Origin of the sequence: Gordonia sp. NPDC058843 (genome assembly GCF_042743165.1) — a bacterium.
Classification (GTDB): domain Bacteria; phylum Actinomycetota; class Actinomycetes; order Mycobacteriales; family Mycobacteriaceae; genus Gordonia.
On sequence record NZ_JBHYNC010000016.1, the window covers coordinates 1 to 25,183 of the forward strand.

The window sequence follows — 25,183 nt, forward strand, 5'->3', positions numbered from 1 at the left end:
AAAAAACAAACATCTACATCCACAACAGATGCACGATGCCACATTGGCATCAAACAATTCATCATCACACTATCGAGTTCTCAAAGAACACACACCCACCAGATACACACCCCAACAAGGGCTTTCACCAGCAGACTCGTATCCACACAACCACGCCACCCCGTCTCCGGGGCAACTCTTCCAGCCTACCAGAACCAATCCCCAGCCCACAACCCCGAAGAAATCCCGGACCGGAAGACACCCTGGCAACCCCAAACACCCATCCAAGACACAAAGCCTCGAACAACACATTCAGGGGCGGTCAACACAAAACCCGATCTCCACTCCCCAACCAGACCCTTCCAGGCCCTCCGGGGCGGCGCCGTGGCGCGCTGACTCGAAGAAAGTTACGCAACCGGATCGCCGGGGTCAAATCGCCTGCTCGGCGCCCGACGGTTCGGACATACCTGCAGGTCACCGGCCACCCGCCACCGCCGAAACGCTCTGATGCACGCGAAATCTCGCGAATCACATCGATGTGACGTGCGTCGCAAACCATCCTTTCGGACAGGTCATCGCCCCCGCTCGGTCAGTTATGCGCAGGTCAAGGGGCTCCTACGGTCGATTCATGACCGCGACTGATCTGGCGACGACCTCGGCGAGTGCGCGTATCGACTCCTCCCCGGTATGCGAACCTGCACTACGAGTTGTCCGATCCGCGCTCGTCCCTCCGGGTTTCACTCGATGCGGTCTCCTCTCGTGGCATCTGGAGGCGGGTGTACTGCACATCGCCCACCCCTTCGACGAGCGGAGCATTTCCGACGCGGTCGTCGTCGACGGACTCGTCGCCCTCGTCGAGGCCGGCGTGGTGGCCGGCCAGGAGCGTTTCGAGACCGCGGCAATGGGCATCATCCGCACTTCGGCCGTCAGGTCCGCCGATGCGTGGTCCGCGTTCTACGACAACTCGTTGCGCGAACTCCGCACGGGCGCATCGGCATTCGCTCCCGTCCACGAACGGGCGAGGGGTCTGGTCACCGGCGGCAGCGTCCTCGAGGTCGGCTCGTGCTTCGGCTTCTTCGCCCTGACCTGCGCACTGGACGGCCTCGAGATCACCGCGTGCGACATCTCGCCCGGCGCGGTCTCGCTGCTCTCCCGGGCGGCTCGGCGGTTCGGTCTGCCGGTCGTCGCAGCCGTCGGGAACGCGACTGCGCTCCCCTACCCCGACGACTCGGCCGACACTGTCACGCTCATCCATCTCCTCGAGCATCTCGATGCCCCCGGTGCCCGCGCCGCGATCGGAGAGGCACTTCGGGTCGCGCGGATGCGCGTGGTCGTCGGAGTGCCGTTCGAGGACGAGCCGAGTCCGCACTTCGGCCATGTCGTACGGCTCACCGAGCGTGACCTGCACGACTGGGCTCGGTCGATCCCGCACGCGGGCGCCGAGATCCTCGTCGATCACGGCGGCTGGCTCGTCCTCACCCCGAGTCCTGACCCGACCTCTCAGATGAGCCCACGCTTGCTCGCGACATAGACCGCATCGGTCCGTTTCGACACCCCGAGTTTGCGAATGATGTTGCGGATGTGGAACTTCACGGTCGACTCGGAGATGTAGAGCGTCTCGCCGATGCGTTTGTTGGCGAGTCCGTCGGCGAGGAGACGCAGCACCTCACGCTCCCGATCGCTGAGCGCCTCGGAGGTCTCGTTCTCGCCCGACACCGCACGTAGCACGACGGCCGCGCTGCGCGGGTCGAAGGCACTCCCGCCGCCCGACACGGCCTGGATCGCGCGGACGAGTTCGGTCGTGTCGACGTCTTTGACCACGTATCCGCGCGCTCCAGCCCGGACAGCGCGCACGACCAGATCGTCGTCGAGAAAGGTGGTGAGCACGAGGGTCGCGACCTCCGGGTGGCGGTGCGAGATCTCCTTGATGAGCCGCAATCCCTCGTACTCGGTGCCGGCCGACAGCTTGAGGTCCACCACGACCACATCCGGACGACGCGCATTCACCTCGGCGAGCGCGGCGTCGGCCGAACCCGCCTCGCCCACCACCTCCACGACGTCCTCGCGTTCCAGCAGCGATCGCATGCCCTCGCGCAGCAGGGCGTGGTCGTCGACGAGAAGCGTCCGGATGGGACGTCTGATGTCGTTCTCGCTCAACCGGTCTCCTTTGTTCCGACCGGATCGTCGGTGATCGCGGTGTTCGTCGTGCCGATCGGCAGCGCCGCCGTGACCCGGATGCCGCCGAGCCGCGACCGGCGGATCCGTAGTTCGCCCCCGAGCTCGGCCGCCCGAGAGGACATGTTCGCCAGGCCGCGGTGACGTCCGGCCGCGAGGTCACCGAGCGACGCGGTGCGCATCACCCGGCGCAGATGCTCGGGATCTCCGATGCCGTCGTCGTCGACCGACAGGGCCACGGTGCCCACCGAGTAGGTGAGAGTCACCGTGACCTGGGCGGCACACGAGTGGACGGCGGCGTTGAACAGGGCCTCGCCGGCGATCCGCAGCAGCGCGTGCTGGACTTCGTCGGCCAGGTGGCGCGCCCGGCCCCGCACATGCACGGCTGTGCGCAGGTCGGGCGGCATGTGGAGCGAGCACAGTTCGGTCAGGACGTCTCGAACGCTCGGGGACGGCGCGTGCGTCGCGTTGTTGAGCGCGTAGATGAACGTCCGCAACTGTTCGACGGCCTCCTTGGTCAACCGGCCCGCCATGTCCAGACGGTCGAGCGCGGGACCCTCGACGAGGTCGCGGCACAGTTCGATCTGCACTCCGGCCGACAGCACCGATTGGGTGACCGAGTCGTGGAGTTCCCGGGCGATCCGTGCGCGCTCCTCGTTCAGCACGGTTGCCCGCATGGCCGCCGACAGTTCCCGCTGAGTGCGTTCGAGCTCGGTATTGCGTTTCGCCAGCTCGACTGCGTGGCTGTCGGTCTCGGAGAACAGCTCCGCGTTGAGCAGCGCGACGATGGCCTGGCTCGCCAAGATGCGCAGGACGACGAGGTCGGTGGGATCGACCATGCGACCGACGGGCGTCCAGGCCGACAATCCCCCGACGACGTTGCCGTCGAGCTCGACGGGGACGTGGACGTGGTCCTCCTGCAGGATCGCGCCGTGCAGGACCGTCTCGTGTCCGCGCAGGATGTCGTTGAGGCGATTGAGCACCTCGTCGGGCAGATCGTCGGGCGCCCCCGCCCGCTCGGCCCCCTCGAAGGCGAAGAGCCGGCCGCTGCCCGCGCTGATCAGGTGGCGCGGGGCGGATTGCTCGAGCCGGCCGTCGGCGAGCGCGAAGACGACCCAGTCCGCGCCGAGATGGTCACGAGCCGCCTCGACGACGGCGATGACGAGTGCCTCTGGCCCCTCGGCGGTACGGACGAGAGCGCGTGAGATCCGTTCGAGCGCACCGACCACGCGACTCAGCCGCGCCTCGACCCCACGCAGCGCGGCGTAGTGGCTGCCCTTGACACTGCGGAGTCCGACCAAGCTGTCGAGGTCGGCCTGTTCGGGGAGAGCGCTTCGCTCGTGCGACGGACCGGTCATCACAGCGCTTGCGCGTAGAGGTCCCGGATGCCCGCGGGCTGTGGACGTCGTGGGTTGGTGGTCATGCACGAATCGGCCAGCGCGTGAGTGGTCAGGCGGTCCAGGTCGGCGTTGCGGACGCCGAGCGGCTCGAGAGATGCGGGCATGCCGACCCGGGCGCCGAGCGCGGCGATGGCGTCGGCGAGTCGGTCGGCGACGGTCCGTGCGTCACCGGACGTCTCGACACCGATGGCGCCGGCCAGGTCGACGAAACCGTCCGCGCACACGTGGGCGTTGTAGCGGATCACATGCGGCAGCAGGACGGCGTTGATGGCACCGTGCGCGGCATCGCAATGCCCACCGACCGGGTGACTCATCGCATGGGTCGCGCCGAGGATCGCGTTGGTGAACGCCATCCCGGCCCGCAGTGCCGCCAGTGACATCTCCTCGGCCGCCACCCGGTCCCGCGGGTCGTCGACGAGACGCTCGAGATGCGTCCACACGCCGCGAATGGACTCCAGGGCAAGCGAATCGGTGAGGCGCCCGTGCGCGAGTGAGACGTAGGCCTCCACACAGTGGGTCAGCACGTCCATGCCCACCTGTGCGGTGACCTCGGCGGGCGCGGTCGTCAGCAGGGTCGGATCGCTCACCGTCACATCCGGCACGAGTGAGCGCCCGATGATGGTCACCTTGGTGCGCCGTTCGGCGTCGTTGATGATGCAGAACTGGGACACGTCCGCGCCGCTGCCTGCCGTGGTCGGCACCGCGATGAGCGGCGGGAGCGGTCGGCGGGCGCGGTCGATGCCCTCGTACTCGAGAATGTGGCCGCCGTTGGCCGCCAGCACGGCGACTCCTTTGGCGGCGTCGATCACCGAACCGCCGCCCAGGGCGACGAGGCCGTCGGCATCGTGCGCCTTGTAGGCGAGGAACGCGGCCGCGACCTCGCCGGATCGCGGGTTGGGCGACACGTCCAGATACGACGCCGCGTCGAGGCCCCCCGCCCGGAGTCCGGCGATCAGCTGCGCGTACCACGGTGTGCGCTCCAGACAACGGTCACTGACCACGAACGGCCGGCGCATCCCGAGTCCCGCCGTCGCAACCGGCACCTCCCCGAACGCGCCCGGGCCCAGGACGATCTCGGGGGTATGGAATTTCGCGACCTGGCCCGACGTCCGCCGGTGCGCGTCATCCAGCATGACTTGCCTCCGATTCATCCGCCCCGACGACACCGTTCGACCACACCGACCGGTCGGCTCACCGGTACCCCGACGCTACTCACCTCATCGGAGCGCCGCACCCAACTGATCGCAGCGTGTGAGCATCTCGGCACCATCACGCACACTGACGACCCCGCTGCAGTGCTCCGCGTAGTCGGCCATCGCGCATCCGGACTGCGCCCAGTAGCGTTCGGGTTCCGGTGTGATCCAGGCGAACCGGTGAGATCGGCGGCCGACCTCGGCGACCAGGTCGACGCGTGGGTCGAGCCCGTTGCTGCGCGCATCCCCGACGGCGAGCACCGATGTCCGCCGGCTGATCAGATCCCCGTAGTCGTTCAGCAGCTCGCCGAACATGCGTCCGTAATCGCTGGTCGCGGCGAGATCGAGACCGTCGGCGGCCAGCACCGCCGCAAGTGCCGAGTCGGCTGCCGCGCTCCGCAGGGCGGTCGTGACGCGCACCGGCCGGTCGACGAACGCGATGACCTCGCAGCGGTCACCGAAGCGGTGCAGTGTCCGGGCCAGACGCAGGATGAATCCGGTCACCGGCCGGACCGAGAGCGACACGTCGACGAGGACCAGCATCCGGACCGGCCCGGGCCGCCTGCGGCGACGCCAGAGTTCGACGGGCACACCGTCGGTCGCGGTGGCCGCGCGCATGGTGGCACGGATGTCGAGGGCACCGCGGTCGACCGGCCGGACCACCCGCCGCGGCGCGCCGCGCATGCGCTGGATCAGCCGGTGGCACGCTCGATCGATCTCGGCCTGGTCGACGAACCCTTCGGCCGGCCGGCCGGCGCCGGACAGCGCCTCGTCGACGCCGTCGGCGTCCAGTCGGGCGACCAGCGCGTCGACGAAAGCACCCAGTGCGCGTTCGAGTTCGGCCCTCCGGGCATCGCCGAGATCGTCGTTGCCGTCGGTGCCGTATGCCTTGCGCGGATCGTAGGCGTCCAATGCGTCCAGGATGGCGCAGGCGCCTGCCAGCCCGAGCGGCCGGCTCGAGACCCGGGCCGCCGACCCGGTCAGTTCGCCGACGGTCGACGAATCGGCGGTGTCGACCTCGACCGTGTACGTCACTCCCCCACCGGTCGCTCCGCCGTCCGGGTCGACGCCGAGCTGCTCGGCGCCGGCCGACACACTGAAGTCGTTCTCCTCGCGGTGAGCGCTCTCGGCGTCGCGGTGCGCGGCATCGGGATCGTCGGCCATCAGGTGCCCGATCTCGTCGGTGTGCTCGTCGGCACCGATCTGCCGCGCCGCGCCTTCGAACTCGTCGTCCCACACCACGTCGTCGGGCAGATCGGCCGCGACGCCACGCGCCCGGGGAAGGTCGCCCTCGTCCACCGGACGGGGCTGGGCACCGAGGAAGAAGAGCTCGAAAGCCCGCTCGAAACCGGCTGTCTCATAACCATATTTGACGCAGACGCTCCGCAGAGCCGTACGCAGGATCGCCGGTTCGGCAGCCCCGACCATCGACAGGGTCCGCCGGATCTCGATCACCTCGGCGGGCGAGGCCGCGACCCCGGAGCCCCGCAGGACCCTCCCGAATGCGACCGCGATCAGATCAAGGGGGTCGGCGCGCCTGGGCGCGGCGATCCGCGCGCGAGGCACCGGCGTCGGGGTCATCGGCATCGGGGTCATCGGCATCGGGGTCACGGGCCCGGGCGGATACCCGCACTGCGGGCGCGCCCGGCACCGAATGCGCGTGCGGTGACCGACCCGCCGGGCGTCGTCCCGTCGACCCCGATCGGTGAACCGGCTGCCGGCGACCCACCGGAGTCGCCGTCGGACGACAGTGCGCGTCGGGCGATCTCGCCGTCCGACCCGAACTTCACGAGCAACGCCAGCAGCGCATTGTGGTCGTGCGTGCCGATCGACCTCCCGGGCTGCCCGTCCCGGGCCCCGAGATAGGAGGCGGCCCGCGCGGCGTCGATCACCTCCGCGATGGACGGACTCTTGCGCAACGGGAGCTCACGGAGACGCCGGGCGAGGTCGACCACCTCGCCGATGACGGTCTCTTCGACGTGGGGCGCGCGGACCGCGACGATCTCGCGCTCGGTCTGCGGGTCCGGGTAGTCGACCTGGAAGTGCAGGCAACGACGCTTGAGCGCCGGTGAGAGTTCACGAGTGTCGTTGGAGGTCAGGATGACCCACGGCGACGACCGCGCCGCGAAGGTCCCGAGTTCGGGCACCGTCACCTGACGCTCGGCGAGAACCTCGAGCATCACCGCCTCCATCGCCTCGTCGGTGCGGTCGATCTCGTCGACCAGCAGGACCGTCGGAGACGGCGAGGTGATGGCCGCCAGCAGCGGTCGGGCGACCAGGAAGTCCTCGGTGTAGACGCCCACCTCGGCACGGGCGAGTGCCGAACTCGCGGCCGAGAGGGACGTCTCGGCCGCGAGTTCGGAACTGATGCGGTCGCGGAGCATCTGCACGTGGAGAAGCTGTCGTGCGTAGTCCCATTCGTAGAGGGCACGCGACTCGTCGAGACCCTCGTAGCACTGCAGGCGGATGAGCTCACGACCCGACGCCGCGGCCAGCGCCTTGGCCAGCTCCGTCTTGCCGACCCCGGCCGGCCCCTCCAACAGGAGGGGCCGGTCGAGGAGCGTCGCGAGATGCACGACGACCGCCAGCTCCGGTCCGATCAGGTACCCCTGCCCACCCAGGGCATCGGTCAGCACCTCTACGGACGGGAAGGACGAACCGTCCCCGGTGATGTCCTGGGTGGTGTCCTCGGTGATGTCCTCGGTGATGTCCTCGGTGGTTGCCCGAGGTGCGCACACATGCGTCATCGGATGTCGGACTCCTTGTCGGCCCATGGGTTCGGATCGGGGATGTCGGTCAGGTCGTGCGAGCAGGGGTCGATCAATAGCTGCCGGTGAAGGCGTGCGCCACCATCGGGATCAGCGACTCGACGGTGCTCTCCCGCGGGTTGCCCGGCGTGCACCAGTCGTCCATCATGTGCTCGGCGATGGCGCGGATCTGCTTGTCGGAGGTGTCCATGGTCTCGCCACGACCCTCGTACTTGCCGGTGTTCATGCGGTTCTTGTCGTAGCTGCTCGTCGACAGCTGACCGAAGTTGTCCGGGATGCCGAGGTCCTTGGACAACCGGATGGCCTCCTCGACGGCGGCGTCGGCGGCCTGGACCGTGGTCATCTTCGACGTGTCGACGCCGAGCAGGGTGGCGATCTCGGCGTAGCGCTCGAAGCGTGCCGGCAGGTTGTACTCCCACACGCGCGGCAGTGCGATGGCGTTGTTCAGGCCGTGATGGCTGTCGTAGAACGCGCTCACCGCGTGCGACAGCGAGTGCACGAGTCCGAGCCCGCCGGAGTTGAATGCCTGCGCGGCGATGTACTGCGCATGCATCATGCCGGTGCGGGCCTCCAGGTTTCGCGGGTCGTAGACCGCGGTGCGCAGATGGTCCCGGATCAGCTCGATCGAATACTTGGCATTGCCCAGGGACGGCGCGAAGTCCAGGCGCGACACATAGGGTTCGCTCGCGTGCGCGAGCACGTCGAAGCCGCAGAAGGCGGTGAAGTGCTCGGGGCAGGTGTAGTAGAGCAGCGGGTCGTCCATCGCCAGATCGACGAGACAGGTGTCGTCGAACGCCACCCACTTGTGCGGCTTGTTCATGTCCGAGGTGTCGGTGATGACGTACGCCCAGGACGTCTCCGACCCGGTGCCCGCGGTGGTCGAGACCGCGATGTGCTTCGGGTTCTCCTTGTTGGTCGCCTTGGAGAAGCCCTCGAACTCGTTGATGTTGCGTCCGTCGTGGGCGATGACCATGCGCGCGCCCTTGGCGGCGTCGTGACTGGAGCCGCCGCCCACCGAGATGATGCCGTCGCACTTCTCCGACTGGTAGAGAGCCGCGGCGTCCATGCAGTTGTAGTCCTTGGGGTTGGACTCCACCTGGTCGTAGAGCACCACGTCGACACCCTGGTACTCGATCTTGCCGATCAGCTCCTCGATGATCCCGGAACCGCGCAGTCCCGTGGTCATCAGCAGGGCGCGGGTCATGCCCAGGTCCTTGGCCTCGACACCGAGCATGTCGTGTGCGCCGACACCCAGCTTCGCCTTCGGGAACGGGTGGAACTCTTTGATCGGGAAGTCCCAGATCTGGTTCAGCTCAATGGCCATGGTGGTGAACTCCTTGTGACGGTTGGGTCTGTCACAACGAGAATGTCGCCCAGATCACAACCGGGACAAGGGGTCCTGCCCGTACTCGACCACAGTGCACCCGCAGGGACGGGTCAGCACCTGTCCGATCGGACAGGGCTCAGTCGCGCACGCGCTCGATCTCGCCGCCGAGACTGCGCAAGATCTCCACGAAATGCGGATAGCCGCGGTCGATGTGCTCGACATCGTGGACCTCGGTCACACCATCGGCGACCAGGCCGGCCAGCACGAGGCCGGCGCCCGCGCGGATGTCCGAGCACCAGACGGGCGCGCTCGAGAGGCGGTCGACCCCGCGGATGACGGCATGGTGACCGTCGGTCCGCGCGTCCGCTCCGAGGCGCACCATCTCCTCGACGAAGCGGAAGCGCGCCTCGAAGACGTTCTCGGTGATGACCGACATACCGTCGGAGATCGTGGCGAGACCGATCGCCATCGGCTGGAGGTCGGTGGGGAAACCCGGGAACGGCAGCGTGGAGACGTTGACCGCGGTGGGGCGACGGTCGTGCCGTACCCGGAAACCGTTGTCGAAGGTGTCGACCACCGCTCCCGTGTCGCCGAGCTTGTTCAGAACCAGCTGCAGGTGTTCGGGCTTCACGCCTCGCACGGTCACGTCGCCGCGCGTCATCGCGGCCGCGATCCCCCAGGTGGCCCCGACGATGCGATCGCCGACGACCCGGTGGGTCGTCGGATGCAGGCGGTCCACGCCGACGACGGTCAGCGTCGAGGTGCCTGCTCCGTCGATCTGAGCGCCCATCTGCTGCAGCATCACGCAGAGGTCGACGATCTCCGGTTCGCGGGCGGCATTGTCGATGGTGGTCTGGCCCTCCGCCAGCACGGCGGCCATGAGGATGTTCTCGGTCGCCCCGACCGACGGGAACTCCAATGCGATCGGCGCACCGATGAGCCTGTCCGCTTCGGCCACCACGCAGCCGTGTTCGATGGAGCTGGTGGCACCGAGCGATCGCAGCCCCGCCTGGTGCATGTCCAGCGGCCGCGATCCGATCGCGTCTCCACCGGGCAGCGCGACGACCGCGCGATGACAACGTGCCATCAGCGGACCGAGGACACACACCGACGCGCGGAACTGACGGACGGCCGCGAAATCGGCATGGAACTTGGGCTCCGCCGGGGCGGTGATCGTGACCGTCTCCCCGTCCATGTCGACGACCGCACCCAGACCGCGCAGCACATCGGCCATGAGCGGGACATCGGCGATCTCGGGTGCATTGGTCAGCACGGTCGTCCCCTCGGCGAGGAGCGATGCGGCCATCAGTTTCAGGACACTGTTCTTCGCGCCACCCACTGCCACCTCGCCGGACAGACGCGCTCCCCCGGACACCAGAAACCGATCACTCACGCCTGCCACCTTAACCGTCCGGGTTCGTCGGCTCACCGGCCCAGTGGGTCCGACACCGTGCGTCCGGCCGTCCGGGTCCCGCGCAGTACATTCGACGCATGGCCGTACACCTGACGAGGATCTACACCCGGACCGGCGACGACGGTTCCACCGGCCTCAGCGACTTCTCCCGGGTGCCCAAGACCGATTCGCGTGTGGTGGCCTACGCCGACTGCGATGAGGCGAATGCCACGATCGGTCTCGCCCTGGCCCTGGGCGGCGACGTGCCCGACGCGATCCGGGAAGTCCTCACGACGATCCAGAACGACCTCTTCGACGCGGGCGCCGATCTGTCCACGCCGGTCGTCGACGACCCCGCCTACCCACCGCTGCGCATCGAGCAGGGTTACATCGACTCGCTCGAACGGTGGTGCGACTCGTTCGGCGCTGATCTGCCCGCGCTGGACTCGTTCATCCTGCCGGGCGGGACACCCCTCGCGGCTCACCTGCACCAGGCACGCACGGTGACCAGGCGCGCGGAGCGGTCGGCCTGGGCCGCAGTCGAGGCCCACCCCGACGACACCAGCGTGCTGCCGGCGAAGTACCTCAACCGCTTGTCGGATCTGCTGTTCATCCTGTCGCGCGTGGCGAATCGCGCTACCGCCGACTCGCCCGGCGACATCAAGTGGGTCCCGGGCGGAAGCAGGCAACGCCCCCCGGCGAAACCGGGCGTCTAGTCGTCCGGAGTCACCGGTCCACTAGGCGCTCTTGCGACGCTGCGACCGCGCGGACTGACGGGATTCCAGCCAGGACTGGAAAGCGGTCACCGCGCCCGGCCCCATGGCCAGTTCGTAGTCGTCGTCGGTGCGCCCCGCCGTCTGGAGCTGCACGATGAGCATCCCGTCCAGGATCTCGGTCTCGGTCCCCTCCGGGGAACGACGACCCGAGATCTCCATTCCCTGGCGCGCGAACGTCACGTTCGGTCCGGGCTTCAGGGATGTGAGTCGGTAGTAACGGAGCGAGTTGTCGCTGTAATGCACGGTCCCGTGTCGCCAGCCCTCGTCGACGCCGGCGGGTACGGTGCGCAGCAGAACCGGCGTGCCGGCGCGCCGGAGCTGCGCGAGGCGGAGAGCCAACAGGGCACACAACAGAATCGTCACCGCCAGCAGCACACTGAGCAACACGACCGCGAGCGACATCACCTACTCCTTCGTGCAGTCACCGCGTGCAGGCGAAGCGTCGAACCCGGTAGGGCTCAAGACCGCTCGGGGCTGCGCGCACGCGGGCCACGGGGCTGTGCTCACAAGCATGCCAGAAGCCGCACATGAGACGCCAAACGGCCTCGGCCGGTCATCGGAGAATTCCGGTGACCGGCCGAGACCGATAGTCGAACCGAGCCGCTCGCGCGGCCCGCCCTAGCGTGAAAGGTGTTGTGCCGCAGTCAGACGCGCATGAGCACGGTGGTACTCCGGCGAATCCGGCTCCGCCTCGTCGAGCGCGGTCTTCTCCGCGTTCACGTCGACGTCGTCGGCCCAGTCGGCAGACTCCGCCAGCACCGTCACGGCTTCGCCGGTGACGGAGAGGAATCCGCCCTCGACCGCGGCCGCACGACGGTTGCCGTTCTCCTCGACGATCACCACGAAGCCACCCGGGACCAGCTGGCCCAGGAGAGGCTCGTGGTTGGCCAGGACACCCAGCTCACCGACGGTGGTCTGCGCGATCACGAACGTGGCCTCTCCCGAGTACAGGCTCTGATCCGCGGAGACAACCTCCACGTGGAAGGACTTCTCAGCCATGGCGAACCGCTACTTTCCGCTGATCTTGGCGGCGGCGGCCTCCACGTCGTCGAGTCCACCGCAGCTGTTGAACGCCTGCTCGGGCAGGTGGTCGAACTCGCCCTTGGCGACACGATCGAAGGCCTCGATGGTGTCGGCGAGCGGCACGACGGAGCCCTTCTGACCGGTGAACTTCTCGGCGACGAGGAAGTTCTGGCCGAGGAACTTCTGGATACGGCGAGCGCGCTGCACCGTGACCTTGTCCTCTTCGGAGAGCTCGTCCATACCGAGGATGGCGATGATGTCCTGCAGTTCCTTGTACTTCTGCAGGATGCGCTTGACCTCGTTGGCGACGCGGAAGTGCTCGTCGCCGACGATCGACGCCTCCAGGATGCGCGAGGTCGAGGTCAGCGGGTCCACGGCGGGGTAGATACCCAGCTGCGAAATCGGACGCGAGAGCTCGGTGGTCGCATCGAGGTGAGCGAACGTGGTGGCCGGCGCCGGGTCGGTGTAGTCGTCGGCGGGGACGTAGATCGCCTGCAGCGAGGTGATCGAACGGCCCTTGGTCGAGGTGATGCGCTCCTGGAGCTCGCCCATCTCGTCGGCCAGGGTCGGCTGGTAGCCCACCGCGGACGGCATACGACCGAGGAGGGTGGAGACCTCCGAGCCGGCCTGCGTGAAGCGGAAGATGTTGTCGATGAAGAGCAGCACGTCCTGGTGCTTCACATCGCGGAAGTACTCCGCCATGGTCAGCGCGGACAGGGCCACGCGCATACGCGTGCCCGGCGGCTCGTCCATCTGGCCGAACACCAAGGCGGTGTCCTGGAGAACGCCCATCTCCTCCATCTCGAGGTGGAGGTCGGTGCCCTCACGGGTGCGCTCGCCGACGCCGGCGAACACGGAGGTACCGGAGAACTCACGCGCGATACGCGTGATCATCTCCTGGATGAGGACGGTCTTGCCGACGCCCGCACCACCGAACAGACCGATCTTGCCGCCCTTGACGTACGGGGTCAGCAGGTCGATAACCTTGATGCCGGTCTCGAGGATCTCGGTCTTGCCCTCGAGCTCGTCGAAGGGCGGCGGCTTGCGGTGGATGCTCCACTGCTCGCCGTCGCGCCCGAGACCGGGGGTGTCGAGGCAGTCGCCGAGGGCGTTGAACACGTGGCCCTTGACCACGTCACCGACCGGCACGACGATCGACTTGCCGGTGTCCGACACCGCCGCGCCGCGGACCAGACCATCGGTCGGCTGCATCGAGACGGTGCGCACCAGGTTGTCACCGAGGTGCTGGGCGACCTCGAGGGTCAGGGTCTTGGCGACCGAGGCGAGGGCGACCTCGGCGTGCAGGGCGTTGAACAGTTCAGGAATCGAGCCCCGCGGGAACTCGACGTCGACCACGGGGCCGATGATGCGGACGACCCGCCCGTCGGCGGAACCCGCCGACTTCGCGGAGGGGGTTTCTACTGCTGCGGTCATGGTGCTTGGGTCACTTCCTCTTATTCGAAGTATGGGTTCTCGTCGATCTCGGCTCGCGTGATGCTCAGGCGACTAGCTCGCCACTGAGCTCGAACCGCCGACGATCTCGCTGATTTCCTGGGTGATCTGGGCCTGGCGCAGCTGGTTGGCCTCTCGCGACAGCGACTTGGACAGATCCTCGGCGTTGTCGGTGGCGGCCTTCATCGCGGTGCGGCGCGCGGCCGACTCCGATGCCGACGAATCCAGCAGAGCCGCGTAGACCCGCGTCGCCACGTACTTCGGCAGCAGCGCGTCGAGCAGCGTCTCGGCCCCGGGTTCGAAGGTGTAGTTGCGCGACGGCGTGTCGTCCGACGGATCGTCGTCGGTGGACACGACCAGCGGCGCGACGCGTCGGACCTCGGGCACCTGCGCCAGCATCGACTGGAAACGCGTGTACACGAGGTGCAGCTCGTCGACACCCTCGAGGGTGCCGTCGCCCTCGGGGCGTTCGACCTCGGTACCCGAGCCGGCCTGGAAGAGATCCACGAGGAAACTCGTCGCGGTCGCGGCGTCGGAGTACTGCGGGGACTCCGAGAAGCCCGTCCAGGAATCCGAGACCTCGAGGCCCCGGAAGCCGAAGAAGCCCACACCCTTGCGTCCCATGACGAACAGGACCGCTTCCTTGCCCTCGTCGCGCAGGAGCGCGATGAGTTCACGGGTCGCCTTGAGCACGTTGGCGTTGTAGCCGCCACACATACCGCGGTCGCTGGTGACGACCAGGATCGCGGCACGCTTCGGGTTCTCCCGCTCGTTGAGCAGCGGATTGTCCAGTGATCCCGAGTTGCTCGCCAGCTCCGAGAGCACGGCGGTCATCTCCTGCGAGTACGGCTTGGCCGCAGCCACCCGACCCTGGGCCTTGGTGATACGCGAGGTCGCGATCAGTTCCTGAGCCTTGGTGATCTTCTTGGTCGACTGGACCGACCGGATGCGTGAGCGCAGCTCACGAATGCTGGCCATGAGCCCTCACCCCTTCCTTATCGCGATGTCCGTTGACGTCTGAGATCACTTGCGGATCTTGATCTCTTCGTTCTCGACGTTGTCGGCATCCATGGCCTGCGCCTCGGCCTCGTTGACGACACGACGACCGTCGTGGGTGAGGTAGCCGTTCTTGAACTTGTTGGTCTCGGCGACCAGCGCCTCGGCCTGATCGTCGCCGAGCGCCTTGCCACCGGCGATCGCGTCGTAGACACCGGTCGCGTTGTGGTGCAGATGGCTCAGCAGCTGGGTCTCGAAGTTGCGCACGTCGTCGACCGGGACCGAGTCGTAGTGACCCTCACCGCAGAGGTAGATCGACACGATCTGGTCCTCGACCGAGAAGGGGGTGTACTGGTCCTGCTTGAGCATCTCGACCCAGCGGGCACCGCGCTCGAGCTGCGCCTTCGACGCATCGTCGAGGTCGGAGGCGAAGGCCGAGAAGGCCTCCAGCTCGCGGAACTGCGCCAGCTCCAGACGGAGCGAGCCCGAGACCTTCTTGAGGCCCTTGGTCTGGGCGGCACCACCGACGCGCGACACCGAGGTACCGACGTTGATGGCGGGACGGACACCCTTGTTGAAGAGGTCCGACTCCAGGAAGACCTGGCCGTCGGTGATCGAGATGACGTTGGTCGGGATGAATGCCGAGACGTCGTTGGCCTTGGTCTCGATGATCGGCAGACCGGTCATCGAGCCGCCGCCGAGTTCGTCGGACAGCTTGGCGCAACGCTCCAGCAGACGGGAGTGCAAGTAGAAGACGTCACCGGGGTATGCCTCGCGGCCCGGCGGGCGACGCAGCAGCAGCGAGATCGCGCGGTAGGCCTCGGCCTGCTTGGTCAGGTCGTCGAACACGATGAGAACGTGCTTGCCCTGGTACATCCAGTGCTGGCCGATGGCCGAACCGGTGTACGGGGCGAGCCACTTGAAGCCGGCCGAGTCCGAGGCGGGAGCCGCGACGATGGTGGTGTACTCCATCGCGCCGGCCTCTTCGAGAGCGGACTTGACGCCTGCGATGGTCGAGCCCTTCTGGCCGATCGCGACGTAGATGCAGCGAACCTGCTTGGCGGGGTCGCCGGACTCCCAGTTGGCCTTCTGGTTCAGGATGGCGTCGATGCAGACCGCGGTCTTGCCGGTCTTGCGGTCGCCGATGACGAGCTGGCGCTGTCCGCGACCGATGGCGGTCATCGCGTCGATGGCCTTGATACCGGTCGCGAGGGACTCCTCGACCGGCTGGCGCTCGAGCACCGAGGCGGCCTGGAGCTCGAGGACGCGCTGCTCGTCGGACTCGATGTCACCCTGGCCGTCGATCGGGGCGCCCAGCGGGTTGACGACGCGCCCGAGGAACGCGTCACCGACCGGAACGGAGAGCACGTCGCCGGTACGGCTGACCTGCTGGCCTTCTTCCAGGGACTCGTAGTCACCCAGGATGACGGCGCCGATCTCGTCCTCGTCGAGGTTCAGCGCGACGCCCTGGACGCCGCCGGGGAACTCGAGGAGCTCGTTGGCCATTGCGCTCGGAAGGCCGCTGACGTGAGCGATGCCGTCCGACGTATCGGTGATGATGCCGACCTCGTCGCGCGACGCTTCGGCTTCGAACGACGAGACGTACTGCTCGATCGCTCCCTTGATCTCGTCTGGTGAGATCGTCAACTCCGCCATGGGTTCTCGTCTTTCCTTGATTCGGCTCTGGGACTCAGTGGTCCGAGCGCTGGGGCTTCGTGGGTTCGGGTGTCGGGTGAGGAGATCGTCAGCGCGGGAGTGTTTCCGCGGCCTTGGCCAGGCGTGTCGCGACGTCGGCGTCGATGACCTCGTCGCCGACACTGATCCGGAGACCGCCGAGCAGTTCCGGCGCGACCTCGGTCTGCACCGAGATCGTCCGGCCGTAGATCCCGCCGAGCACGCCCGACAGTCGATCGATCTGGGCATCTGACAACGATGAGGCGGACACCACGTGGGCGACCGACTCGCCGCGACGGGCGGCGGCCAGCTCGGCGAGCTGATCGACCGCGACATCGGCGGCCTGGCCGTGCAGCAGGCGCACGGTCGAGGCCAGCAAGGTCCAGGTGTGGGTGCCGACCTTGTCGCCGACCAGCTTCTGGAGCAGGTCGACGCGCTTGTCTGCGTCCTTACCGTGGTCCGACAGCAGCGAGGAGAGCTGCGGATTGGCCTCGAGGACTCGGCTCACACGGAAGAGCTCGTCCTCGACCTGCTCGATGACGCCGTCGCGTTCGGCGGCGGCGAGCACGATCAGGGAGTTCTGGCGACGCAGACCGACGACGAAGTCGTTCGACGACGACCACCGCTGACTCGATGCGGTGGCGAGTACCTCGACGACGACCGGAGCGAGCTTGCCGTCGAACAGGCGGTGCACCAGGGCCTTCTTGCCCTCGGGGTTCTCGTCGTCCTCGACCAGGCGCTTGCGCAGCACCGGGTTCTCGCCGAGGAAGTTGATGGCCGCGGTGAGGTCACCCGACGCAGCGGCCAGTGCCGAACCGTCGAGATCGGCTGCGGCCGAATCGAACTGCTCCGAAACGGTCAGCGCGGCATCGCGGCTGGCGGCACGCATCGCGTGCAGTCCGACGAGCGAGGCGCTCGAGGGAACAGCGTTCGACGAGCCCGACGACATCTCTTCGAGTTCGTCGATGACCCGGTCAACGCTCGCCGCCTGTGCGGAGTCGTCGGCCAGGTGGTTGCGCACGAGTTCGCCGGCCTTGTCGACCGCGGTGAGCCCGAGGTCGGTTCGCAGCTGACGAACCAGGTTGGCGCGCACCAGCGCGACCTGGTTGCGGCCGTGCTCGGAGATGCGCTTGACCTCGTGGTCGGCCTGGGCGCGGATGTCGGAGGTGATCGCCTCGGCGTCGGCCGCGGCGTCCTTCTTCATCTGCTCGGCCTCGGCCTTCGCCTCGGCCACAGCCTTCTCGCGGGCCTGCTTGCCGTCTTCGACGCGCTTGGCCGCGGCCGCGCTCTCGGCGAGCTGCTGACGAACGGTTTCCTGCCGAGCCTGCATCATCTTCTGCACCGGCGGGCGGACGTACTTCCACAGCAGGAAGATGATGACCGCGAAGCCGAAGAGCTGAGCGATGAAGATCGCGGGGTCGAACGCAGCACCGATGTCGTGCAGCCAGGTGCCGATGGGCCCCTGGTCGGATTCGGTCTCAGTGTTGGCAGCCATGATCAGTTCACCGCTCCGCTCGTCGATCGGTTATCGGAAAGAGTGGCCGAGTCGACACCGAGCACACGCGCCGCAAGAGTCTTGGCGAGTGCGTCCACATCACTTGCAGCCGTCGAGGCGGCCTGCTCACCCTGAGTCGCCAGCTCGGAGCTGGTCGACTGCAGGGCTGCGTCGGCCTCGGCGGTCGCTGCATGCTTCATCTCGTTCAGCTGTTCACGCCCCTGGGCGCGAGCATCGTCGCGCTTGGCGGTGGCCTCACCGCGCGCTTCCTTGAGGAGCGAGCGGAATTGCACGTCCGCATCCTCGAATTCGGCGGCGGCGGTGCGATTGTCCTCCACGGTGCGGTGGATCATCGCGTCCCGCTCCTCGAGGACCTGCTGGATCGGCGGAACCACGAACTTGCGGATGACCAGCAGCAAAATCACGAAGATGAGCAGGACAACGAAGAACGTTCCATTCGGGAGCAGGAAGTTCTCTGCAGCAAGCGTCATTGTGGTGAGGTGTCGTTTCTACTCGGCGACAAAAGGGAGAGCGACGATCAGCCGGCGCTGATCGGGGTGGCGAACACGAAGAGCGCCATGAAGGCCAGGTTGATGAAGTAGGCCGCCTCGACCAGACCGACGGTGATGAAGAACGGGGTGAACAGGCGACCCTGTGCCTCGGGCTGACGGGCGATACCGGCGATCAGCTGGCTACCGGCCAGACCGTTACCGATACCGGCACCGACGGCGCCACCGGCCATGATCAGGCCGCCACCGATGAGTGCGCCGAGGCCAATCATTGGATCCATTGTGATATTTCCCTTTCGTTGCTGACATCTGGTGTGTCAGGTCTGGATTGCGCCGACAGGTGCCGGAGCAGGTCGTCATGTTCGGTTGTGAACGCGGTCGTGAGTCTCTCCGCGCGGTGCCCGGGGTTCGGGCGGGTCAGTGATCCTCGGTCTCCATCGACTGCGAGAAGTAGAGGATCGTCAGCAGCGCGAAGATGAACGCCTGGATCAGACCGACGAAGAGCTCGAAGGACTTCCAGATCGCGTTGGGCGCCCACATGATGTACGGCGGGAAGAGCGCGATCAGGGCGACCATCATGCTGCCGGCGAAGACGTTGCCGAAGAGTCGCAGCGACAGCGAGATCGGCTTGGTGAACTCCTCGATCACGTTGATCGGTGCGAGGAATGCGACGTGGCCCTTGATGATGCGCTTCGGGTGGCCCAGGAGGCCGCGTGCCCGGAAGCCGGCGATCTGGTACCAGACGAACACGAACACGGCGAGGGCGTAGGCGAAGTTCACGTCCGCGGCCGGCGGCTTGAGGATCTCGTGGTGTCCGACCTGGACCGGCAGGATCGACAGCCAGTTGGAGATCAGGATGAAGGTGAACAGCGAGACCGCGAGCGGCAGGACGTACGGGGCGACCTTCATGCCGATGGCACTCTCGACCTGACCACGCATCTGGATGGTGATGGCCTCCCAGAACAGCTGCACACCCGACGGCACACCGGTCGAGGTGACCTTCGACTTCAGGTAGAAGGCCAACGCGAGCAAGATCGCCGCGGCCAGCGCCGTCGCGATGATGGTCTCCAGGTTGAAGGTCAGTCCGAACAGCTCGAACTTGGTGTAGTGACCCACCTGGATGGCTGGTTCGCCATCCTCTGCGGCAAGGTTGAAGGCGGTCGTCATGGTTGGCTACGAAGTCCTTTCATCACCGGAATGACCGTGTTCAGCACCAAGACCACTTGGCCGATGGCGAGTCCGAACATCGCGCCCAACCCGTCGGGTTGGACCAGAAAAGCCGCCAGCAGCGCCAGTGCCGTGATGGCACCGAGCCGCATGGCGGAGTTGAGAGCAAGTGCGGTCTTGCGGGGGTTGTCATCGGCGACGACCACGTCGACCGCTCGTCGGACGAGCAGCGCGTTGACGAAGATGCCGGCGACACCGAGGAGGAAGAACACCGCGAAGAGCGGATGGCCGACGACGATGGAGATCGCGGCGACCACAACGGTGAACCCGCCCGCGATGAGCGCGGGGCGGCGCAGTCCCGTGGGCGCCTGCGGATAGACGGGGGCCGACTCAGGGGCAGATGCGGTCATGTCCCTCTCCTCAGCTCTCCTGCTCCATACCGATGGCACGGGGCATCCGCTTACGTGCAGCAACACATGGCCGCTGGGCGTCAGCTCGCGTTTGTTGTGACCCTACCAACACCATCGCCGGCATCTCACCGGGGGGTATTGCGTCGTGGAACAGAACCGGGGCTTTGTGTCCGGAACCGTCCTCAACCTCGACTACTACGGGCGATAGTACACCACAATTTACGGTTTCCTTACCTTAGGCCCCGGTGCCCTGATCCCGGAAACCACCAAGTCAGCGGTATGCCTTGGTCGCCGTCCGCAGCTCGGCGAGACGTCGGTGCAGGCGCGGCGCCATCGTGACCAGCATGGCGATCACCAGTCCCGCACCGAACGCCGGGGCCACCACGGACAGCGGGAACAGGGTGCTCGCCGCCGCGGAGAACGCGAGGACACCGACCCACAGGTAGATGATCAGCGCGACCCGACGCTGCGAGTGCCCGAGTTCGAGCAGGCGATGATGCAGATGCATCTTGTCCGGCGTGTAGAAGCCGACCCCGGCACGGGTCCGCCGGATCACCGCCAGCAGCATGTCGAGCATCGGGATGAACACGACGGCGGCCACGAGGATCAGCGGAGACAACAACGTGAAGATGTCGGCCGGGCCGTAGGCGTTGACGGCTATCCGGCCGGAGGCGCTGGTGGAGGCGGCGGCCAGCAGCAACCCGATCAGCATCGCACCCGAGTCGCCCATGAAAATCCGTGCGGGAGAGAAGTTGTGCGGCAGGAACCCGAGGCAGGCACCGGCCAGCGCCACCGCGATGAGGGCCGGCGGGTAGTAGCTGACGTCGCCGCCCTGGTCGCGCAGCAGACCCAGGGAGAACATGCAGATCGCGGCGGCGGCGATGAGACCCAGGCCGGCGGCGAGACCGTCGAGGCCATCGACGAAGTTGATCGCGTTGATCGTCGCGACGGTGATCGCGACCGTCAGCAGACCGGCCTGCAGCGGGTCGAGCACGAGGGTGCCGATGTCGGCGAACGGGATGTAGAGCTGCAACCAGCTGATACCGAGCAGCACCAGGACCCCGGCCGCGGTGAGCTGGCCGACGAACTTGGTCAGCGCGTCGAGCCCCCACCGGTCGTCGACGACGCCGACGAGGACGATCACCGTGCCGGCGGCTATCACCGCCGTCATGTCCGTGGTGTAGGCGAAGCCGCGGTTGAGCGCGGGCAGGTTCGCGGCCAGCGCGATACCGGCGACCACCCCGCCGAACATCCCCAGCCCGCCCAGGCGCGGCGTGGGGATCACGTGCACGTCGCGAACCCGCGGCACGGCGACCGCGCCGGCGCGGATGGCGAAGACGCGCACCGCTGAGGTCAGCAGAAAGGTCATGGCCGCGGCGGTCAGACCCACGAGCAGGAGTTCGCGCAGGGGCACACCGGTCCCTCCCCCATCCGCGGCGGCGAGCAGCGCCGGTGCGGCACCGGTCATCGCGTCACCACCGGCGTCCGACGGGGAGGGGTCTCGAACATTGCGACCACGCTACCCGTAGGCCAGTCCGGCGATCTCGCGACGGATCCGCTCGTGCGTCTCACGATCCGGCGTCGACAGGGCGGCGACGATCGCGTCGGCGACCGCCGGATGCATCGCGGGGGTCATCCCCCGCTCGGTGACGACCGGCGTGCCGATCCGGATCGCCGAGCCCTCCGACACCGGCCGGGTGTCGAACGGGAGGACCGCCTTGTCGACGACGATCCCGGCGGCTCCGAGTCGGTGCTGCGCCTCGATGCCGGAGATCCCGAAACCGCCCACGTCGACGACGGCGAGATGGATGTCGGTACCCCCGGACACCACCCGTGCGCCCCGCTCCGACAGCTCCGCGGCGAGGCCGCGCGCATTGTCCACGGCGCGGCGAACGTACCCGGCGAACTCATCGGTCGCCGACTCCGCGCAGGCCACCGCCTTCGCGGCGACCGTGTGCATCGCCGGCCCGCCCTGCACGAACGGGAACACGGCTTTGCGCAGCGCGTCGCCGTGCTCGGCGCGGGCGAGGATCACACCGCCGCGCGGACCGCGGATCACCTTGTTGGTCGACAGGGTGACGATGTCGGCATGCGGCACGGGCGAGGGCAGCAGACCGGCAGCGACCTGACCGGCCAGGTGCGCGGCGTCGACCCACAGGATGCACTCGGCCTCGTCGGCGATCTCGCGCAGCACCGCGAAGTCGAACGTCCGCGAGTACGAGGCCGCCCCGGCGACGAGGATCCGGGGCCGGTGCACCAGCGCGAGATCCCGGACCTGGTCGTAGTCGACGCGTTCGTCGTCGCGGCGGACCTCGTAGTGCAACGGCGAGAACCATCGACCGGAGAAGTTCGCGCGTGAACCATGCGTCTGGTGGCCACCGTGTTCGAGGCGCAACGCGAGCACCGGGTCACCCGGCTGGGCGAAGGCGGCATAGACGGCGAGGTTGGCCGCACTCCCCGACAGCGGCTGGACGTTGACGTAGTCGGCACCGAACAACGTGCGGGCGCGCCCGACGGCGAGCTCCTCGAGTTCGTCGACGACCTCGCAACCGCCGTGGTATCGCGCGCCGGGATAACCCTCCGCGTACTTCGCGTCGAAAACCGACGCCATCGCGGCTCGCACCCCAGGCGTCGGCTCGGTCTCACTCGCGAGCAGTTGCAGCGTGTCGTGGCGCCGGCCGACCTCGCGGCTCAGCAGCTCGTCGACCGCGGCATCACCCGTCGGCGCGTCGCCCGCGTCGAACCCTCGTGCGTCCGCGCTCATGGCTCCGCGAGCAGAGACGCCGGGTCCGTGTCGAGGACGTCGGCCACCGCGTCGGTCGAGACGGCGCCCTCGCGCAGGATGCGCGGACTCGGACCGGAGACGTCCACGATCGTCGACGCCTGCGCGGCCGGCGCCGCGCCGCCGTCGAGGTAGACCGACACCTCGTCGCCGAGTTGTTCGCGTGCCTCGTCGGCGGTCGTCGCCGGTGGCCGCCCGGACACGTTGGCGCTCGACACCGCCATCGGCCCCACCTCGCGCAGCACATCGATCGCGACAGGGTGCAGCGGCATCCGCAGCATCACTGTGCCATCGGTGTCGCCGAGGTCCCACGCCAGCGAGGGAGCCTGTCGGACAACCAGACTCAGGCCTCCGGGCCAGAACGCCTCGATCAGGTCGCGTGCGGGCTGAGGGACCGAGAGGACCAGGCCGTCGATCGAGTGCCAGGAGCCCACCAGGACCGGCACCGGCATGTCGCGTCCACGGTGTTTGGCCGCGAGGAGCGCGCCGACGGCGTCGGAATCGAAGGCGTCGCAACCGACTCCGTAGAGCGTGTCGGTGGGCATGACGATCAGCCGTCCGGCCTTCGCCGCCCCGACCGCCGCCCGAATCCCCGACGAGCGGTTCTGTGGATCGTTGCAGTCGAAAACAGTGCTCACGCGATCATCCTGCCATGCCGCGCCCGGCGGACCCGGGCTGCCGTCGGCGCGCCGTGACGAACCTCGGCCGGTCCGTGAGGTCCGTATGCCGGGTCACTTCCTCGAAGTCGCCGTGCGCACGCAGGCATGCCACGACGTGCTCGGCAGTCGTGTCGTCGTGCTCGATCCCGACGACACCACCGGGCGCCAGCGTGCGGGCGATGACCGGCACCATCGGCGCGATGACCGACATCCCGTCGACGCCGCCGAAGACCGCGCGCGCCGGGTCGTGGGCGACCTCGGGACCGACCACGGCATCGAGCGGAACGTAGGGCGGGTTCGTGACGAGAACCGACACACTGCCGGCCGGGATGAGCTGCGCCATCTGCGTCGGATCGGTGACGTCGGCGGCGATCACCTCGACCCGTGACCCGACCGGCGTCGCGGCGTCGGCGACGTTGCGGCGCAACCACACCAGAGCGTCCTCGTCGGCTTCGACCGCCATGACCCGGGTCCCGGGACTCATCGCGGCGATGCCGATCGCGAGAGCACCGCTACCGCTGCAGAAGTCGGCTGCGGTAGCCGGCCCGGATGCGGCGCCCAGTCGCTCGACCGCCCATTCGAGGAGATGCTCGGTCTCCGGACGCGGAATGAACACCCCCGGTCCGACGGCGAGCTCGACCGGACCGAATGCGGCGGTCCCGACGATGTGCTGCAACGGAATCCGCTGTGCACGCAGGTCAACGGCCGCCCGGAAGGCGCGCGTCGGAGCGTCGTCGATCCTGTCCACCAGGACGAGACGGCCGACGTCGATGCCGAGTACGTGCGCCAGCAGCCACTCGGCGTCCCGGCGCGCGGAGTCGATCCCGGATGCGGTGAGACGGGCGGCCGCGGCACGCAGTTCGGCCGACACCGGGGTCGGCGAACCGGTCACGGCGTCTGTTCGGCTTCCATGCGGGCCTGACGGTCCGCGGCGACGAGCGCGTCGAGGAGATTGTCCATGTCGCCCGCGAGCACCGCGTCGAGGTTGCTGGCCTTGTAGCCGATGCGATGGTCGGTGATGCGGTTCTCGGGAAAGTTGTAGGTCCGGATCCGTTCGGACCGGTCCACGGTGCGGATCTGGGCCGCGCGCCCCTGAGCGGCCGCGGCGTCGGCTTCCTCCTCGGCCGCGGACTGCAGACGGGCGGCGAGTACCTGCATCGCGCGGGCCTTGTTCTGCAGTTGGGAGCGTTCGTTCTGGCAGGTGACGACGATCCCGGTGGGCAGATGGGTGATCCGCACGGCCGAGTCGGTCGTGTTCACGCCCTGCCCGCCCTTGCCCGACGAGCGATAGACGTCGATGCGCAGTTCCGTTTCGTCGATCGTCACCTCGGCGACCTCTTCGGGCTCGGGGTAGATGAGCACCCCCGCTGCCGAGGTGTGGATGCGTCCCTGCGATTCGGTGACCGGTACACGCTGGACACGGTGGACGCCACCCTCGAACTTCAGTCGCGACCACACCCCGTCACGGACCGCCTCTTTCGACTTGATCGAGAACGTGGCCTCTTTGTAGCCGCCCAGATCGGACTCGGTGACGCCGAGGACCTGCGCCTTCCACCCGTGTCGCTCACAGTATTTGAGGTACATGCGGGCCAGGTCCGATGCGAACAGCGCCGATTCTTCGCCGCCGGCACCGGATTTGATCTCCAGCACCACGTCGTCGGCGTCATGAGGGTCACGCGGGGCCAGCAGGTCGGTCAGGGTGGCGTCGAGTTCGTCGACGGCCTCTTCGAGGGCGGGGATCTCGGCGGCGAAGGAGGAGTCGTCGGCGGCCAGTTCGCGGGCGGCCTCCAGATCATCGCGCGCTGCCTTGAGCCGGGTGTAGGTCGCCATGACCGGTGCGAGCTCGGCGAATCGCTTGCCCACCCGACGGGCCGCGGCCGGGTCGTCGTGTAGGGCGGGGTCGGCCAGCTGTCGTTCGAGGCCCGAGTGCTCGGCCAGGACGTCGTCGATGGCCGAGGGACTCTGCGTACTCATGAAGGCGACCTCACTTGTCGTCCGGCGCAAC

The 25,183-nt window shown here is 67.8% G+C and carries 24 protein-coding genes; 2 read left to right on the plus strand and 22 right to left on the minus strand.

The features are described 5' to 3' along the window. Window positions 1-607 precede the first annotated feature (607 nt). Complete coding sequence (gene mftM / locus ACFW3F_RS12785) at window positions 608-1,510, plus strand: mycofactocin oligosaccharide methyltransferase MftM (RefSeq protein ID WP_388057820.1); 903 nt, start codon at window positions 608-610, stop codon at window positions 1,508-1,510. On the opposite strand, the gene ACFW3F_RS12790 is transcribed toward mftM, so the two are convergent. From ACFW3F_RS12790 to murA, 7 genes are all read right to left on the minus strand, one after another. Beyond that, window positions 1,480-2,136 (minus strand): response regulator, encoded by a 657-nt coding sequence (locus ACFW3F_RS12790; RefSeq protein ID WP_388057822.1) that lies wholly within the window; start codon window positions 2,134-2,136, stop codon window positions 1,480-1,482. The two genes, mftM and ACFW3F_RS12790, sit on opposite strands and share 31 nt — an antisense overlap. Continuing rightward, window positions 2,133-3,512 (minus strand): histidine kinase, encoded by a 1,380-nt coding sequence (locus tag ACFW3F_RS12795; protein WP_388057824.1) that lies wholly within the window; start codon window positions 3,510-3,512, stop codon window positions 2,133-2,135. The genes ACFW3F_RS12790 and ACFW3F_RS12795 overlap by 4 nt, the downstream gene beginning before the upstream one ends. Further along, window positions 3,512-4,687: an iron-containing alcohol dehydrogenase gene (locus ACFW3F_RS12800; protein WP_388057826.1), complete on the minus strand. Its 1,176-nt coding sequence runs from the start codon at window positions 4,685-4,687 to the stop codon at window positions 3,512-3,514. The genes ACFW3F_RS12795 and ACFW3F_RS12800 overlap by 1 nt, the downstream gene beginning before the upstream one ends. 84 nt (window positions 4,688-4,771) lie before the next feature. Further along, window positions 4,772-6,343, minus strand: a complete 1,572-nt coding sequence (locus ACFW3F_RS12805) for a VWA domain-containing protein (RefSeq protein ID WP_388057828.1) — start codon at window positions 6,341-6,343, stop codon at window positions 4,772-4,774. Between the two features lie 11 nt (window positions 6,344-6,354). Further along, complete coding sequence (locus ACFW3F_RS12810; RefSeq protein ID WP_388057830.1) at window positions 6,355-7,494, minus strand: AAA family ATPase; 1,140 nt, start codon at window positions 7,492-7,494, stop codon at window positions 6,355-6,357. A 73-nt stretch (window positions 7,495-7,567) separates the two neighbouring features. Beyond that, a complete protein-coding gene (gene mdo, locus ACFW3F_RS12815; RefSeq protein WP_388057832.1) occupies window positions 7,568-8,839 on the minus strand; it encodes an NDMA-dependent methanol dehydrogenase in 1,272 nt (423 codons plus the stop codon). A 139-nt stretch (window positions 8,840-8,978) separates the two neighbouring features. After that, window positions 8,979-10,235, minus strand: coding sequence for a UDP-N-acetylglucosamine 1-carboxyvinyltransferase (gene murA / locus ACFW3F_RS12820; RefSeq protein WP_388057834.1), 1,257 nt, complete (start codon window positions 10,233-10,235; stop codon window positions 8,979-8,981). Window positions 10,236-10,333: 98 nt separating this feature from the next. On the opposite strand from murA, the gene ACFW3F_RS12825 reads away from it, so the two are divergent. Next, the gene (locus ACFW3F_RS12825) at window positions 10,334-10,951 is read left to right on the plus strand and encodes a cob(I)yrinic acid a,c-diamide adenosyltransferase (protein ID WP_388057836.1); all 618 of its coding nucleotides are present in this window, start codon (window positions 10,334-10,336) and stop codon (window positions 10,949-10,951) included. Window positions 10,952-10,972: 21 nt separating this feature from the next. Here the strand turns inward: ACFW3F_RS12825 and ACFW3F_RS12830 are convergent, their stop codons facing one another. The 15 genes from ACFW3F_RS12830 to prfA all read right to left on the minus strand — a co-directional run bounded on the left by ACFW3F_RS12830 (window position 10,973) and on the right by prfA (window position 25,152). Next, window positions 10,973-11,413, minus strand: a complete 441-nt coding sequence (locus ACFW3F_RS12830) for a DUF2550 domain-containing protein (RefSeq protein ID WP_388057838.1) — start codon at window positions 11,411-11,413, stop codon at window positions 10,973-10,975. Between the two features lie 216 nt (window positions 11,414-11,629). Continuing rightward, window positions 11,630-12,010 carry a F0F1 ATP synthase subunit epsilon gene (locus tag ACFW3F_RS12835; protein ID WP_004021258.1) on the minus strand — a complete coding sequence of 127 codons (381 nt, stop codon included), beginning with the start codon at window positions 12,008-12,010 and terminating at the stop codon, window positions 11,630-11,632. 9 nt (window positions 12,011-12,019) lie between these two features. Then, a complete protein-coding gene (gene atpD, locus ACFW3F_RS12840) occupies window positions 12,020-13,468 on the minus strand; it encodes a F0F1 ATP synthase subunit beta (protein ID WP_388057840.1) in 1,449 nt (482 codons plus the stop codon). A gap of 72 nt (window positions 13,469-13,540) precedes the next feature. Then, window positions 13,541-14,464 carry a F0F1 ATP synthase subunit gamma gene (locus ACFW3F_RS12845; protein ID WP_388057842.1) on the minus strand — a complete coding sequence of 308 codons (924 nt, stop codon included), beginning with the start codon at window positions 14,462-14,464 and terminating at the stop codon, window positions 13,541-13,543. Between the two features lie 45 nt (window positions 14,465-14,509). After that, entirely contained in the window at window positions 14,510-16,138 is a 1,629-nt protein-coding gene (gene atpA, locus ACFW3F_RS12850) for a F0F1 ATP synthase subunit alpha (RefSeq protein ID WP_388057844.1), read from the minus strand. A gap of 88 nt (window positions 16,139-16,226) precedes the next feature. Beyond that, window positions 16,227-17,651, minus strand: a complete 1,425-nt coding sequence (locus tag ACFW3F_RS12855; protein ID WP_388057846.1) for a F0F1 ATP synthase subunit B/delta — start codon at window positions 17,649-17,651, stop codon at window positions 16,227-16,229. Between the two features lie 2 nt (window positions 17,652-17,653). Beyond that, window positions 17,654-18,142, minus strand: a complete 489-nt coding sequence (locus tag ACFW3F_RS12860; RefSeq protein WP_388057848.1) for a F0F1 ATP synthase subunit B — start codon at window positions 18,140-18,142, stop codon at window positions 17,654-17,656. Between the two features lie 47 nt (window positions 18,143-18,189). Further along, window positions 18,190-18,441: a F0F1 ATP synthase subunit C gene (locus ACFW3F_RS12865; RefSeq protein ID WP_004021252.1), complete on the minus strand. Its 252-nt coding sequence runs from the start codon at window positions 18,439-18,441 to the stop codon at window positions 18,190-18,192. Window positions 18,442-18,577: 136 nt separating this feature from the next. Beyond that, the gene (atpB, locus tag ACFW3F_RS12870) at window positions 18,578-19,327 is read right to left on the minus strand and encodes a F0F1 ATP synthase subunit A (protein ID WP_014926346.1); all 750 of its coding nucleotides are present in this window, start codon (window positions 19,325-19,327) and stop codon (window positions 18,578-18,580) included. Beyond that, the gene (locus tag ACFW3F_RS12875; RefSeq protein ID WP_388057850.1) at window positions 19,324-19,737 is read right to left on the minus strand and encodes a hypothetical protein; all 414 of its coding nucleotides are present in this window, start codon (window positions 19,735-19,737) and stop codon (window positions 19,324-19,326) included. Before ACFW3F_RS12875 ends, atpB begins: the two co-directional genes overlap by 4 nt. Window positions 19,738-20,008: 271 nt before the next feature. Then, window positions 20,009-21,205, minus strand: coding sequence for a glycosyltransferase family 4 protein (locus ACFW3F_RS12880; RefSeq protein WP_388057852.1), 1,197 nt, complete (start codon window positions 21,203-21,205; stop codon window positions 20,009-20,011). A 51-nt stretch (window positions 21,206-21,256) separates the two neighbouring features. Continuing rightward, the gene (gene glyA / locus ACFW3F_RS12885) at window positions 21,257-22,501 is read right to left on the minus strand and encodes a serine hydroxymethyltransferase (protein ID WP_388057854.1); all 1,245 of its coding nucleotides are present in this window, start codon (window positions 22,499-22,501) and stop codon (window positions 21,257-21,259) included. Beyond that, window positions 22,498-23,157: an L-threonylcarbamoyladenylate synthase gene (locus ACFW3F_RS12890; protein WP_388057855.1), complete on the minus strand. Its 660-nt coding sequence runs from the start codon at window positions 23,155-23,157 to the stop codon at window positions 22,498-22,500. The genes glyA and ACFW3F_RS12890 overlap by 4 nt, the downstream gene beginning before the upstream one ends. Window positions 23,158-23,161: 4 nt before the next feature. Further along, a complete protein-coding gene (locus ACFW3F_RS12895) occupies window positions 23,162-24,070 on the minus strand; it encodes a N5-glutamine methyltransferase family protein (protein ID WP_388057857.1) in 909 nt (302 codons plus the stop codon). Beyond that, window positions 24,067-25,152: a peptide chain release factor 1 gene (prfA, locus tag ACFW3F_RS12900; RefSeq protein WP_388057859.1), complete on the minus strand. Its 1,086-nt coding sequence runs from the start codon at window positions 25,150-25,152 to the stop codon at window positions 24,067-24,069. The genes ACFW3F_RS12895 and prfA overlap by 4 nt, the downstream gene beginning before the upstream one ends. Window positions 25,153-25,183 lie beyond the last annotated feature (31 nt).

Excerpts from the sequence above, each read along its gene's own strand:
- mdo (WP_388057832.1), bottom strand. The coding sequence starts at position 8,839 with ATGGCCATTGAGCTGAACCAGATCTGGGACTTCCCGATCAAAGAGTTC.
- ACFW3F_RS12860 (WP_388057848.1), bottom strand. The coding sequence starts at position 18,142 with ATGACGCTTGCTGCAGAGAACTTCCTGCTCCCGAATGGAACGTTCTTC.
- ACFW3F_RS12825 (WP_388057836.1), top strand. The coding sequence starts at position 10,334 with ATGGCCGTACACCTGACGAGGATCTACACCCGGACCGGCGACGACGGT.
- ACFW3F_RS12865 (WP_004021252.1), bottom strand. The coding sequence starts at position 18,441 with ATGGATCCAATGATTGGCCTCGGCGCACTCATCGGTGGCGGCCTGATC.
- prfA (WP_388057859.1), bottom strand. The coding sequence starts at position 25,152 with ATGAGTACGCAGAGTCCCTCGGCCATCGACGACGTCCTGGCCGAGCAC.
- atpA (WP_388057844.1), bottom strand. The coding sequence starts at position 16,138 with ATGGCGGAGTTGACGATCTCACCAGACGAGATCAAGGGAGCGATCGAG.
- atpD (WP_388057840.1), bottom strand. The coding sequence starts at position 13,468 with ATGACCGCAGCAGTAGAAACCCCCTCCGCGAAGTCGGCGGGTTCCGCC.
- glyA (WP_388057854.1), bottom strand. The coding sequence starts at position 22,501 with ATGAGCGCGGACGCACGAGGGTTCGACGCGGGCGACGCGCCGACGGGT.
- ACFW3F_RS12875 (WP_388057850.1), bottom strand. The coding sequence starts at position 19,737 with ATGACCGCATCTGCCCCTGAGTCGGCCCCCGTCTATCCGCAGGCGCCC.
- ACFW3F_RS12805 (WP_388057828.1), bottom strand. The coding sequence starts at position 6,343 with ATGACCCCGATGCCGATGACCCCGACGCCGGTGCCTCGCGCGCGGATC.
- ACFW3F_RS12810 (WP_388057830.1), bottom strand. The coding sequence starts at position 7,494 with ATGACGCATGTGTGCGCACCTCGGGCAACCACCGAGGACATCACCGAG.
- ACFW3F_RS12830 (WP_388057838.1), bottom strand. The coding sequence starts at position 11,413 with ATGTCGCTCGCGGTCGTGTTGCTCAGTGTGCTGCTGGCGGTGACGATT.
- ACFW3F_RS12845 (WP_388057842.1), bottom strand. The coding sequence starts at position 14,464 with ATGGCCAGCATTCGTGAGCTGCGCTCACGCATCCGGTCGGTCCAGTCG.
- mftM (WP_388057820.1), top strand. The coding sequence starts at position 608 with ATGACCGCGACTGATCTGGCGACGACCTCGGCGAGTGCGCGTATCGAC.
- ACFW3F_RS12880 (WP_388057852.1), bottom strand. The coding sequence starts at position 21,205 with ATGACCGGTGCCGCACCGGCGCTGCTCGCCGCCGCGGATGGGGGAGGG.
- ACFW3F_RS12855 (WP_388057846.1), bottom strand. The coding sequence starts at position 17,651 with ATGGCTGCCAACACTGAGACCGAATCCGACCAGGGGCCCATCGGCACC.
- atpB (WP_014926346.1), bottom strand. The coding sequence starts at position 19,327 with ATGACGACCGCCTTCAACCTTGCCGCAGAGGATGGCGAACCAGCCATC.
- ACFW3F_RS12795 (WP_388057824.1), bottom strand. The coding sequence starts at position 3,512 with ATGACCGGTCCGTCGCACGAGCGAAGCGCTCTCCCCGAACAGGCCGAC.
- ACFW3F_RS12835 (WP_004021258.1), bottom strand. The coding sequence starts at position 12,010 with ATGGCTGAGAAGTCCTTCCACGTGGAGGTTGTCTCCGCGGATCAGAGC.
- ACFW3F_RS12800 (WP_388057826.1), bottom strand. The coding sequence starts at position 4,687 with ATGCTGGATGACGCGCACCGGCGGACGTCGGGCCAGGTCGCGAAATTC.